This is a genomic window from Mucilaginibacter arboris (assembly GCF_009754915.1).
In the GTDB taxonomy this organism is placed as follows: domain Bacteria; phylum Bacteroidota; class Bacteroidia; order Sphingobacteriales; family Sphingobacteriaceae; genus Mucilaginibacter_A; species Mucilaginibacter_A arboris.
This window is the reverse complement of sequence record NZ_WPIK01000011.1, coordinates 154256-167617: the sequence shown is the minus strand read 5'-3', so window position 1 is coordinate 167617 and position 13362 is coordinate 154256. Positions and strand designations below refer to the sequence as shown.

General features: G+C 39.3%; 7 protein-coding genes and 1 pseudogene. 1 reads left to right on the top strand and 7 read right to left on the bottom strand.

Annotated elements, in window-relative coordinates; translation table 11 throughout:
• Positions 1–160: 160 nt before the first annotated feature.
• The 7 genes and pseudogenes from GO621_RS13435 to GO621_RS13405 all read right to left on the bottom strand — a co-directional run bounded on the left by GO621_RS13435 (position 161) and on the right by GO621_RS13405 (position 11656).
• Positions 161–976 (bottom strand): polysaccharide deacetylase family protein, encoded by an 816-nt coding sequence (locus GO621_RS13435; protein ID WP_157567886.1) that lies wholly within the window; start codon positions 974–976, stop codon positions 161–163.
• 38 nt (positions 977–1014) lie between these two features.
• Positions 1015–2976 (bottom strand): sialate O-acetylesterase, encoded by a 1962-nt coding sequence (locus GO621_RS13430; protein WP_157567884.1) that lies wholly within the window; start codon positions 2974–2976, stop codon positions 1015–1017.
• Between the two features lie 306 nt (positions 2977–3282).
• Positions 3283–4668, bottom strand: coding sequence for a glucuronyl esterase domain-containing protein (locus GO621_RS13425; protein ID WP_198170244.1), 1386 nt, complete (start codon positions 4666–4668; stop codon positions 3283–3285).
• A gap of 261 nt (positions 4669–4929) precedes the next feature.
• Positions 4930–6588 carry an endo-1,4-beta-xylanase gene (locus tag GO621_RS13420; RefSeq protein WP_157567882.1) on the bottom strand — a complete coding sequence of 553 codons (1659 nt, stop codon included), beginning with the start codon at positions 6586–6588 and terminating at the stop codon, positions 4930–4932.
• A 73-nt stretch (positions 6589–6661) separates the two neighbouring features.
• A complete protein-coding gene (locus GO621_RS13415) occupies positions 6662–8473 on the bottom strand; it encodes a RagB/SusD family nutrient uptake outer membrane protein (protein WP_157567880.1) in 1812 nt (603 codons plus the stop codon).
• Positions 8474–8495: 22 nt separating this feature from the next.
• Positions 8496–11423, bottom strand: a pseudogene (locus tag GO621_RS13410) (SusC/RagA family TonB-linked outer membrane protein); the annotation flags it as partial.
• Positions 11424–11461: 38 nt separating this feature from the next.
• Entirely contained in the window at positions 11462–11656 is a 195-nt protein-coding gene (locus GO621_RS13405) for a hypothetical protein (RefSeq protein WP_157567876.1), read from the bottom strand.
• A 593-nt stretch (positions 11657–12249) separates the two neighbouring features.
• On the opposite strand from GO621_RS13405, the gene GO621_RS13400 reads away from it, so the two are divergent.
• The gene (locus GO621_RS13400) at positions 12250–13341 is read left to right on the top strand and encodes an endo-1,4-beta-xylanase (protein ID WP_157567874.1); all 1092 of its coding nucleotides are present in this window, start codon (positions 12250–12252) and stop codon (positions 13339–13341) included.
• Positions 13342–13362 lie beyond the last annotated feature (21 nt).

Genomic DNA, 13362 nt, shown 5'->3' with positions numbered 1-13362 from the left:
AACTCAAAGGATATTCTATAAGCATCAAATGCTTCTTCAACAACTTTCATAGATACTTTTGATTATAAAAGTAATTCAGTTATTCAAAAAGTAAATACTATCTTTCGTTTATCAATTTCAGTTTGTTCCGACTGAGATATTGGATTACCTGATTTTTCGCTCATTTCGCTTTTCCACCAGCTTGGTAAGCTTTGATCTTTTCTGCCACATCAACCATTGGCGCTATCCAAATATCTTTTTCATTTTTTTTCAGGTAATGCAGCAATTTGCTGTGCTCTTTCAAATCAACATTGATAGTATGTCCGCCGCCAACGCCATGAAAAAGGAATACCAATAAAGTATGCGATTGCTGCGCTTTTTTTACGAGGTCAATCATATAACCTGCTGATTGCCCATTAATCATATAACAATCAATATTATCCAGGTTTACTTGTGCAGCAGTTTGCAATCCCGGACTAACTCCTCTTGCACCAACAAAATCATTTTTCAACTGATTATAAAAATAAACATCACCAATTTTAAGGTCGCCGCAAGGGTAAGCAAATGTGCGCTTATCTTTTCCGTCAATTGCTTTCAGCAAAGTGTTGTTGATTCGGATCTCATCCACTGCCCGGTTTACTGAGTATTTACTCAAATCGTGATCGGGAGAAACAAAGCTACGGCCAGGCAAACTGCCGTCGCAAGGATGAAAAAGCGCATGGTTGCCTAATTCATGTCCGTGTTTTGCTGCCAATCGCCACTCATTTAACCGTTTATTTATTACTGGGGAGGAACCGATCAGATAGAAAGTTCCTTTTAGTTTTAATGAATCCAATGCAGGAACAACATTATCCAGGTCCACATCTATGGCATCATCATAAGTAAGTACAACGGCGCACTGCTTATTGTTCCAAACCTGATTGTTTTGAGCTTTTACTTGCGACAGATAAATTAAAATTAGTACAAAAGTTAGAATGTTTACTTTGATATTTTTCATAGCTTCTTTTATTACGATTAATTTTGAGGCGGCTATTTCTACTTATTAAGATCACCAGTTTCAAAAGGCGGTGCAGGCAAGCCTTCTTTGTTATACAAATTAGCGCCTTCCGGGTTATCTGCCCAGGCATATCGTACGTAAACAGGATCCGGGACTTCATCACTTGAAACAATAACCTGATTACCTTTAATAGTAGCGTTTGCCCAAACAAACTTTTTATCTGCTCCGGCAATGGCAAACTGCTCGAGTTCAGCACCATCTTTGGCCACTAAACCGCTTCCTGTATTACTAAAATTAACCACAATTTTATTGCCTTCAATTTTTGCTGTTTGGTAAATTGGGCCTGATGATACAACTTTCGTATTGCCATAAGCTAACTTTTCTGCGGCAAGGGCAAGCCTTTCGCCTACATCTTTTTTATTTAAGGGATGAATATCATTCCATTCTCCGGCATCAATAGCAACTGCCATAGCAGTATTAGGTACAGCAAGTGTTTTTAACTGGGCTTCGCGCAGTTCGGCCCATTTGCTTTCAGAAGGAGAATATTGAACCTCCATAAAGTTAGGTAACTGGGCATAAATAAAGGGCAGATTGCCTTCTTGCCACTTGTTCCGCCAGTCTGCAATCAGAGCTGGCAATAATTGTTCATACTCTTTGGGTTTATCCGTATTGGCCTCGCCCTGGTACCATAATATTCCTTCAATTGTATAATCAATTGCAGGTGCAACCATGGTATTGTACAATCCGGCAGGTTCATTTTGGGCAGAAAAACTAATGCCGTTTCCTATGCTTTGAACAGGAGAAAACACCTGACCAACTTTATACTGCCAGTCGCCGCGCAAATCTATTTTTTGTCCATCTACCAACATATGATAAGGTTTATCAGGTACAAATCCGCCTTTGCCAAGAGTGTTGGTTAATCGTACTACAATCAAGTTTTTGCCAGGTTTAAGTAAGCCTGCAGGCACAACATATCTTCTGGGCGGATACTGGTAAGTAATATTGCCAACCTGTTTGCCATTAACATAAGTTTGATCTGCATCTACCATACGGCCCATCATTAATTGAGCTGGTTTGCCAGCCAAATTAGCAGGTAAATCAATTTCTTTTCTAAACCAAACTACACCGTTTAAACCACTTATACCTTGATCGGCCCAATAACCAGGCAGCCAGAAAGGATGCCAGCCTTGGGGAACATAAGATTCATCATACCAGGTTTTAGGTCCTGTTAATCCTTTATCCAGTTGTTTAAAAGGTTTTCTATTGGCCTCGTTTTTAGCAAAGTTCCGTAAATTTTGGTTGATAAAAGCAGTATCCCTAATTTGTGCAAGCCTTGCGGCATAAGTTGGAATAGGTTTAATCCCATCTTCGCTTATCCAAGCCTGAATAGGTGTGCCGCCAACACTGGAATTGATCAAACCAATTGGAACATGGTATTTAGTAAAGATTTTCTTTGCGAAGAAATAAGAAACCGCCCCAAAGTTCATTACATTTTGCGGGGTGGCTGCCATCCATTTTCCCGGTTGTAAATTATCATGGACTTTGATTACATCGGACGCAGTCGGAACAAAAAAATTGCGGATTTGCGGATAATTAGCATTGGCAATTTCATCAGGATATTTCTCCTTCACCCGTTCCATTGGAAGCACCATATTTGATTGTCCCCAGCAAAACCACACATCGCCAATTAAAATATCCTTCAAAACAATATGATTGCTTGCTGTAATATCCATTGTATAAGGGCCGCCAGCTTTCATTGCATTTAATGCTATCTTCCATTTACCATTAGCCGGTGTAGTGGTGCGATAGCTTTTACCGTTAAAATTCACCCTCACTTTTTCTCCGGTAGCTGCCCAACCCCAGATATTTGCTTTTGCATTTCGTTGCAGCACCATACCATCACTTACCAATTGGGGCAAACGAACTTGGGCAGAACTTTTGAAGATGACCAGGACAAGCAGACAAGCTATCGTTGTTGAAAAATATTTATTTAACTTCATATTGATGAAAAAATAATTAAAAGCGATTAGCTGTCTTTTTTTGTTTGATGCTTCTTTTAGCACTAATATTTATGTTTTTGCTGAAAGACAAAATGATATTAAGGGCAGTTTAATTGTCTTCCTGATGTTTTTGATACTTCTTTTATGCCTTAAAATACATTTTGCTTCTATGTCTTTTTGTATAGTTGCAAGAAGCAAGTACCAGATTTGATGTGCTAAAAGAAGCATTAAGGATTTCACTGTGGAAATTTAAACAGTGTAAGCTTCAAGGGTTTCTATAAATCCCGGAAATTTCCGGGATTTTTTTTACTTGAAATACTTTTTTGCGAATTCTATAAATGTTGGCCAGTTTGGTACATCCGTATGTCCGCCGCTATGCTGGCGGAAAGCAATGTCACCAGTAATTAAAGCTGTTTCCACCGGAGGAAATTCTGTTGTTCCCAAATCTTTTTTACCCAACAATTTGTAAACAGGGCCGGCAGTAACGGCAGCCATAAACATGCCTCTGGTATCAACCCAACCATCACCATTTTTTCCACCTCCTATAAAAACAGGCCTTGGTGCACACATTGCAATCAGTTCATGCGAATCAACAGGTAAATCGCTCCATTGCAATGGTCCTGCATATTTTAGGAAGTTGCCTGCCATCCAATGATATTCGCCTGTACTGGCAACATTTTCTACCAGTTCGCCGGCGTTCCTGCGATGTAATTTAGCACCGCCTTCTCCCGAAGAACTTACATAAGCAATGGCAAAACGCGGATCGTAAGCCATGGTTACTAAGGTAGCTTTACCATAACGGGAATGTCCTTCCAGTCCAACTTCTTTTGCATTAACAGCCTTATCTGTTTCAAAATAATCTAAAGCCCTGCTTGCGCCCCAGGCCCAGGCACGTAATGCGCCCCAATCGTCTGGTTTTCGTGGCTGGCCTTTGTTTACTAAACCGATAATGCCTTTGGTTAACCCGGCGCCATTATCCGCCTGAATACTATTTGGAACGATAATAGCATAGCCCCAGCCTTGCGCTAAAACCTGCTGCTGCCAGGTTGGCCCGGTTGGTGCGGGAGGTGGCGGCGGTGTTCCGGTTGCAGCGGCCGGACGGGGAGGGAAACGAAACCCACGTGGAAAAACAAAACCAAACTGCATGATTACGGGAACAGGACCGGAAGCCTTAGCTGGTGTAGTTAAGGTTAATTGTATGTTTACGGTATCCTGCGGATAAGAAGAATTATCAACATGCCCGATCAGCTTTTTAACGATTACGGGTACACCGCCATTGGTTGTATCGGTTACGCTGGCAACTTCCCAGGTTACTTTCGGAACATTTTTTGGGACACGTCCGTAAATTTCGCGGTCAAAATCTTCTTTTATTTCTGGCCGTCTTTTATTCCACCATTCTTTTGCTGTGGTAACTTTCTTCCCGTCTTTGAGCACCAATGCTTCCGGAAGGTTTGGATAAGGGTTTGCCTTGGCCTCATCATAGTTCGCTGCATTTGGTGCATTAGGATTGTTTCCGTCTGCTCCCGGCCTTAATGCTTTGATATTTAGTTTATCCATCATCAACTGGTGGTCTTGCTCGGCGGTTAGGTTTTGGGGAGGGGTGGGGTTGTTTTGTTTTTTCGGTACACCCTGGCCCAAAGCAAGGCCTAATGTTAAAGCAGGGATAAAAAAAGCACAAGTTATTTTTTTCATGATTTTATCTTTAAGCTCTTAAGTTGTTATATAACATGTAATGCTTCTTTTATCTTCCAAATCTATAAGGAGCAATCCTATGTTTAGAAAAGTATAGATAGCTCAATTTTTTGTCGATAAAAGAAGCATGCAAGTACTTCTTTAAGATTTGAACTGTTATATAATGTTATATAAATTGATAACGTTTGATTAAAAAGTAAAGGCTACCGATTTGGCAGCCTTTACTTTTATACTTTAACTAATCTTATCATAATTAAATTATTACATACCTGATAAGCCAGCTTTAAAACCAGCATAAGCAGGTTTTTTAGCATATTTTGCATCAAATAATAAAGGTGCATCAGGAGAAGAAGCAGTATTTAACCAACTGTCCGTATCAGAAACTCCCCAAACAGTTACACCGTAACGCTGAGCAGCCGGAACATTTTTAATATAAGAGTTTATTACATACTGATACATATTTGCCTGATAAGCTAATAAGGTAGGTGTAGGTGTAAAAGGATTTGCTTTTGCGCCATTAATTACAATGTCAAGTTCAGAAATCCTGACCTTTAAACCTGTGGAAGCAAGTTTTTTAAACATATAATCAATGTTATTAAGATTTTGCCCTAAGCTAATGTGCATTTGCGTACCGATGCCATCTATAGTAGCTCCATATTTGTTTAACGCAGTTACCATAGCTACCATTGAGTCAACTTTTACAGTAGCATATTCCAAGTTGTAATCATTAATAAATAAAACATCGTTTGGAGCTGCTGCCCTGGCTGCTTTAAATGCTGTTGTAATGTAGCTGCTACTGTATTTATTACCTAAATATTGTGCATATAAAAACTGACTGGTAGGGGCAGAAATGGTAAAATTAGTATTTGTACGAACCTGGCCATTATCAAGTAATGGTTCATTTACTACATCCCATGCTTTAATATTAGGGTAACGTTGCAAAGTTGTAGTAATATAACGGGTCATTTCTGTAGTAATAGCAGCTGTTTGCTGTGTAGGCGTTAGTGTTGTAGTTGTTGTGGTAGCACCTACTATACTTGCCAGATCAATATAATAGGTAGCTGCTGTGGCACCTAAATCAAACGCAAGCTGCATAGTAGTACCTGTGGCTGTATAAGAATAAGTGATTTGGGTCCAACCAGTAGTAACTGCTTTGCCGCCTTGATAGTTAACTGTTCCGTCGGAACTACGGATTTCAAATTGTATAGTAGTTGCAGTACTGCCTTTGATCCAAAAAGAAACAGTATAAACGTTTCCTTTGGTAACAGGTATAGGCATACGGTTAATAATTTGCATATTGTAATTTTGTCCGGCTGTTGTAACAGTAGCTTGTAAAGCCCTGTTTCCGGAATAGGCAGCCGATCCTGTAGCAGCCGAAAAAGTACCTACTGAGTGGTTTAAATCCTGCCATCCGGTAAAGATATCGCCGGTAGTTGCATCCGGGCCTGCTTCAAAATCACCATTGGTGATTAGGTTTGTGGTTACAGGTGCGGTTGTAGTTGGCGCTATAAGTGAATTTAAATAAGTAGCGCTCTGTTGCGAATGCCAAACCAGGTTATGGCCGAAAACACTCAACCCATTACTGGTACATAAAGCATACAAAGCATCTGCTGTTGTATAATTATATACACCGGTACTGCTTACAATAGAACCTTCTTTCAATTCATTACCAAAAGTAACATTGTTACATTCCCTTTTTACGGTTGCTAAATATGCCGGAATGGTTGACATGCTTGAGTAAGTAACAGCCATACCCATGTTAGGAAAACTGGAAGCGGTTAACGCTTTTAATGTACCAGTCGTATCTGTAAAATTACCCGTAGATAGAGTGTTAATCTCTGCATTCTTCTTGCACGAAGAGCTTAACAGAGCAGTAATAGCCAGTATGGCTAAACCTGCTTTTTGTAAATGCTTTTTCATCTTTTTATTTATCTTTTTAAACAAGCCGTGCTATAATTAAGCACAGCGTGTTTGGATTTATATATCAATCAACTTAGAAACCAGGATTTTGAGTTATTTTTGGCCCTACAGTAACCAAGTCGATTTCTGTTTGTGGTATTGGACGAAGCACTTCAAAATCCTTTATGTTAGGCCCTGCTTCAGCATTATACTGTTGCACACGGCGTACCAACGATTGGGTACGGGTTAAATCCCACCATCTCAATGATTCGCCATATAATTCACGTGTACGTTCATCTAGTATAAAATCAAGCGTAACCTGTGCCGCCGTGATCTGCATATTAGTAACAGCATTAGTTGGAGCGGCTGGTGCAGTTGATGGACGGGCTGCAGCACGTGTTCTTAACACGTTAAGCATGGCAGCAGCAGTAGTGTTATCGCCCATTTTAAAAGCAGCTTCGGCAGCAATCAAATAAACTTCAGAAAAACGGAATAACACATTAGGCCGTTGAGAAGCATCATTTACGTTAGGACGTAGCGGATCATCAAACTTTTTACAGGAAGGAAAGAACGAAGTGGTATAAGGATTAGCATTAGTACCGGTTGCTGTGGCAATAAGGCTCGGACGTAAAAACACTATACCTTTAAAGGCAGCTCTCTTAGTTGCACCCGGATCGTAAGGCGGCATCCAGATAGCTGTATCTGCACCAACTGTAAGTGTTCCTCTTGGCGTGGTAATGTTTGCAGTATTGGATATCCATGTAGTCTGGAAAGTATTCCAGTAACGATAATCATTAGTTTTATCAGCAAAAGCTACATTTTCTATATAGTCAGCATTTGGCCGAACACGAAAAAAAGGCCGTCCGTTAGCTAAATCACGAGTCATTACTGAACCGCCAGTACTGCCTGAAGGATAGCTGGGATTTACAGTTGGATAATTAGGGCGGTAAAACCAAGCCCATCCATTAACTGCGCCGCTGGAAGGTGAAGCAGTATAATTCCCATATTTAGGATCAGTACTATGTTCAATTGCAAACAAGTCTTCGGTATTAGTCGCATCATTAGCCTCTAAATAAGCATCTGCATAACTAGCGTATAAACCGACACCATAAGTTCCCTTATTTGTAATCAAAGTTTGAGCAGTTGTTAGCGCCATCTGAAAATCAGTTGATTGGGCAGCGGCTGACCAGCCTCGTGTTAAGTAAACTTTAGACAGTAAGTATAAAGCTGATGCTTTAGTAGCTGAGTGTCCTCCAAAAGGCGAAGCTGCACCAGTTGATGCAATAGTTTCACCTGGTTTATTTTGTAGCTCTGTTGATGCCTCGGTTAAATCTTTAATGATTTGTGCATAAATATCAGCCAGCGGTGCCCTCGTATCAGACAGAGTAGGTGTAGTGATAAAGTTGGTATGTAACGGAATAGAGCCAAAAGTTTCCAACAAATGGAAGTAATAAAACCCTCTTAAAAATTTGGCCTGTGCTAAATATGCTGTTCTGGTTGGCACGTCAGCAAAAGCAGTAGGCCCATATTGCAACACCCCGTTTAACGTATTGATATCCTGATAAGCAATACCAAAGATGCCATATAAGCCATTATAAACATCACCAATATTGTTTACATAGTTTGAATAAGTACCAAAAGCTAAACCTCCAGTACTGGATCCGCCACCTACCAATGTTTCATCTACGCCTGAATTTGTATAATAAAGAAAACCTTCTGTACCCCATAAATTGCGCATATCAGAATACACACCAGTAATACCACCAAGTACACCACCTGATGTAGTAAAGAACTGAGGCGTAATACTGGCTTTAGGGTCTTGTTCCAGTAGTTTTTTACAGCTCGATGCGCCAAGTATGCCTATTGCTGCTGTAAGTAAAATCGCTATTTTTTTATATGATTTCATATCTGTTATTATTTTTATATAATTAGAACCTTGCATTTACACCAATGGAATAAGTACGTGCCGGTGGGTTAGCTAAGCCAACAGTAATGGCACGGCCTAAAGCATTGGCCGAGAAACCGGAAGCTCCTGCAAGCTGATTACCATAACCATTACCTTCAGGGTCGATACCTAAGCCACTTTTAACTAAAGGAGAGTAAACGATAAATGGATTGTTACAAGTTGCATAAATTCGTAATGAACTGAAAGCTCCTTTAATGTATTTAGTAGGAATGGTATAGCCTAAGTTGATACTGCGCATTTTGATGAATGAACCATCACGGTATTGCAAGGTTGAACCATTGACAACACTGCTTGAACTTGCATCTGGTTGCGGATAATCATTGGTTGGGTTGGTAGGTGTCCAGTAATTAACATTAATCTGATTTACGCGGCCCTGGTTAAAGAAAGGATAAGCAGAGCCCGTAGCATCAGCAGTTATACCTGTAACCGCTACTTTTTGACCCATACGGGCAAAAGCCACAAATGATAAGTCAACGCCCTTGAAGCTAAATGTATTGGTTAATCCTGAAGTAAACTGGGGCTGATAAGTACCTAAAATCTGGCGATCATTAGCATCAATCTTGCCATCGTTATTTACATCCTGGATTTTGATTTGACCAGGTCTTGATCCATAAGAAGCAGCTAATACAGCTTCGTTTTGTTGCCAAATACCGATCTTTTTATAATCATAAATTACGTTAAATGGCTGGCCTACAAACCATCCGTTACTAATATCTTGTTGTAAATTGTCATGCAATGCTGTAATAGCGTTACGGTTAAAAGCGATATTAAAATTAGTCGTCCAGTTAAAGCCTCCATTTGTGCCTTTGATGTTAACACTAGACAATGCTATTTCCAAACCCTTGCCTTTTGAACTACCGGCGTTAACGGTTGTTACCTGTGCACCGTTACTTGCTGGTAAAGCTTCTGACTGTAATACATCATAAGTTCTTTGACTATACACATCAACAGTACCGGTTATACGGTTATTTAGTACACCGAAATCAAGCCCTAAATCAATGTTATTGGTATGCTCAAATTTAAGATTGGGGTTAGGCAGGTTGGTTACTAAATAACCATTTTGGCCGCTTGTACCAAAGTTATACGCATTTGAACTTAAATTACCCAAAATTGTATAAGGGGCTACGTTTTGATCAGCCGTTGTACCGTAACCGGCCCTTAATTTTAAATTGTTAACAAAGGTCAGTTTTTTCATGAAATCTTCGTGGGCAATATTCCAGCCTAATGCAAATGCAGGATAAGTTAGGTACTGATGTCCTGCTGCAAGTACAGATGAACCATCTCGGCGGACTGTAGCTGTTAATAAATATTTATCATTAAAGCCGTAAAACGCACGAGCCATGTAAGATATCAGACCTCTTTCGGAGTAACCAAACTGACTGTTACTAACGGATACAGAATTAGCATAGAATAGATTATAGCTTTGCAGGTAATCAGCAGGTAAGCCCAAGCCGCTAATTCCAGTATTTTGGCTATGGTCTTTCTCAGTACTATATAAACCAGTGAAAGTGATATGGTGCTTTTGATTAAAAGTTTTATCATAAGTGATAATATTTTCCAACAACCAGGTATAGTTTTCACTATTGCTTACAGATTCACTTGTAGCAGCATTTGAAGTATTAGTGTTTTGAATAGTACCTACCGGAGAGTAGTTATTGCCTTGGTTTTGACCATAAGCCAAACTAGCATTTAAATGATATTTGAATCCATCAAAAATATTTGCCTCACCATATATCAGGTTATTAGAATATATTCTTCTGTTAAGTGCTTGAATATATTGATTATTCTGTAAAGTTAAAGGATTCACTTTGGTTGCATCTACAGAACCAACCATTGGCAATAAATTTACACTGCCATCAGCATTATACGCAGAGGTAAGCGGGCTTAAAGAAGCGGCATTATACAGCAATCCGCTTACACCATTAGTATGTTCTAAACTTTGGAAAGAAGATAAACCTACTTTAAAAGTTTTACTAATGGTATGGTCTAAGTTTGCACGCAAAGAACCACGGTCGAAATTCTGGGTATATTGAATACCTTTTTCATAATGATAACCGCCACTGATTGCAAATTGTGTTTTTTCATCACCGCCGGAAATACTTAACTGGTTGTCCGTAATAAATCCTCTTCTGTAGAGAAATTTTTGCCAGTCAGTACTTGTACCATTTGCCAAGCCGGCAAGTTCTGCACTTGTAAACGGATAAGCTGTTGTTTGAGATGGATTACCTACAATAGATTGCTCTTTTAAAGCAGCATACTGGGTGCCGTTCATAAATGGATACTCGGTAGTAATTTTACTTGTACCATAATTAGCACTGTAAGTTACTTGAGTACGCCCCGCTTTACCTCTTTTAGTGGTAATGATAATTACACCGCCAGATGCCCTTGAACCATAAATTGCTGTGGCTGAAGCATCCTTTAATACATCAATGCTGGCAATATCATCTTGATTAATATCATTAAAGCTGCCACCGATAAAAGGCACGCCATCTATTACAAATAAAGGCTGGTTCTGACTGTCGGCATTGCCCTGCGTAGAAGCAAACGAACGTTCACCGCGTAAACGGATTTGACCGGTTGCACCTGGAGTGGTACTGTTTGAGGTGATGTCCAAGCCCGCTATACGGCCTTTCAACTGGTCGATCACGTTAGGTGATGCTGGTACTTGTGCAAGGTCTGCACCACTTATAGAAGATATTGCGCCCGTTACATCAGATCGTTTCTGTGTACCGTAACCAACTACCACAACTTCAGTTAAAGCATTGCTGCCAGGGCCTAACTGTACATTTAAAGTTGTGTTGTTTCCAACAACAACATTTTTACTAATATAGCCGATAAAAGAAATCACCAGCGTATTACCAGGAGCGGCAGATATGGTATAATTACCTTCTGCATCTGTTGATACACCGGAAGTAGTGCCTCTTACAGTTACTGAAGCACACCGGGCAGGCCTAAACCTTTTTCGTCGGTTATTTTACCTCTGATGGTTCTGTTTTGGGCGAAAACTGCTGTTTGCCATAAAAAAGTTTGCAGGATTAAAAGCAGGGCAAGGACTGCTTTTTTACTTAAAATACTTCCCTGGCGATGGAACGACAGAAGCGTTTTAGTATTTGTTTTTTTCATAATAGTAAGTTAAATAATAGTTACAAGGCTTTAATACCTTACAACATTTACAAATAGTATGTATAATAATTGGATTGATGCTGATTTTCTACAATATATGCTAAGATATTGAAAGGCTTTACCAAAGGCGGACTGGCGCCACTTGAATTGAGTAAGATTTTCTTCATTCAATTTATGTTTATTTAGGCTTTAATATAATTGATGTTACTTATAAAAGAAACACAATCACAAAAAATACTGCTTTAAAATGTACTTATACGGTTATTAATATTGGTTGGCTAAAAGTATGAAAAGATTTTTTAATTGCAATCGATTGCAAAAAAAAAATTAAATTTGTTGAAATTTAACTTAAGCCTCTTTTTAAAAGCTATTCTTAATCAATTATACTATTGAAAATCAGTTATATAAACCTAATTTTTTTGCAAAGTGGACAGTAATTAAAAAGGGTTTCTTATTTTTTACAATACTAATGCAATGGTAATTTAATCTATATCAAACGTAATCGGTTGCATAAAGCATTTATTTCGCCAATGCTTCTTTTATCACTAAAAAATAAAAGACGTTTATCCTGACCATCAAAACCAATTTATAACATGAGTATACGATTATTTCTACCAAAACCCTTAATGTTAGGTACTCTGTTGCTCGGCAGCACTGTTTTTTGCCATGCCCAAAACCAGCAGAAAGGCTTAAAGGATTACTACAAAAATTATTTCCCAATCGGGGTTGCCGTATCGGCCAGATCAGTTCAGGGCAAAGAAGGCGAATTTATCTTATCACAGTTTAACAGCCTGACACCGGAAAATGCGATGAAAATGGGACCGATCCATCCTGAAGAAAACCGGTATAACTGGCGGGACGCAGATTCTATCGTCAGTTTCGCCCAAAAACATGGTTTAAAGGTGCGCGGACATAATTTGTGCTGGCACGAACAAACGCCCAACTGGATTTTTAAGGATGCCGAAGGAAAAGAGGTGGTAAAAGAAGTATTGCTGAAACGCTTGAAAGACCATATCACCACCGTTGTTAACCGTTACAAAGGTAAAATTTATGCCTGGGATGTGGTAAATGAAGCAATTGATGATGACCCGTCTAAATTTTTGCGCAATTCAATGTGGTATAAGATCTGCGGGGAAGATTTCATTTTTAAAGCTTTTGAGTATGCACACGAAGCAGACCCGAAAGCCATTTTATTTTACAACGATTACAACACCGAACGTCCGGAAAAAAGGGAAAGGGTTTATAAGCTTTTAAAAAGATTGGTTGATGCAAAAGTACCAATCAATGCAGTTGGTTTACAGGCACACTGGTCTGTTTATGAACCGACCGGGCAGGAATTGATCGAAACCATTAAAAAGTTTTCTTCTTTAGGCTTGAAAGTCCAGATCACAGAACTGGATGTTTCCATCTATCCCTGGGAAAAAGATAAACGCAGTTTAAGGCCGGGAGAATCAGATGCTTACACTCCTGAAGCTGAACAAAAGCAGATAAACAAATATGCGGAGGTTTTTAAAATTTTTCGGGATTATAAAAGTGTAATTACAGGCGTTACTTTCTGGAATGTTTCTGACAAATACACCTGGCTGGACGAATACCCGGTTGCCGGAAGAAAAAACTATCCTTTATTGTTCGACCAGAATGAGCAGCCTAAAAAAGCTTACTGGAGCGTTGTCAATTTTAAATAAGCCACTTCTCATAAAATCTTT

Coding starts and splice junctions, on each gene's coding strand:
- GO621_RS13425 (WP_198170244.1), bottom strand. CDS start 4,668: ATGAAAAAAATAACTTGTGCTTTTTTTATCCCTGCTTTAACATTAGGC.
- GO621_RS13405 (WP_157567876.1), bottom strand. CDS start 11,656: ATGAAAAAAACAAATACTAAAACGCTTCTGTCGTTCCATCGCCAGGGA.
- GO621_RS13420 (WP_157567882.1), bottom strand. CDS start 6,588: ATGAAAAAGCATTTACAAAAAGCAGGTTTAGCCATACTGGCTATTACT.
- GO621_RS13430 (WP_157567884.1), bottom strand. CDS start 2,976: ATGAAGTTAAATAAATATTTTTCAACAACGATAGCTTGTCTGCTTGTC.
- GO621_RS13400 (WP_157567874.1), top strand. CDS start 12,250: ATGAGTATACGATTATTTCTACCAAAACCCTTAATGTTAGGTACTCTG.
- GO621_RS13435 (WP_157567886.1), bottom strand. CDS start 976: ATGAAAAATATCAAAGTAAACATTCTAACTTTTGTACTAATTTTAATT.
- GO621_RS13415 (WP_157567880.1), bottom strand. CDS start 8,473: ATGAAATCATATAAAAAAATAGCGATTTTACTTACAGCAGCAATAGGC.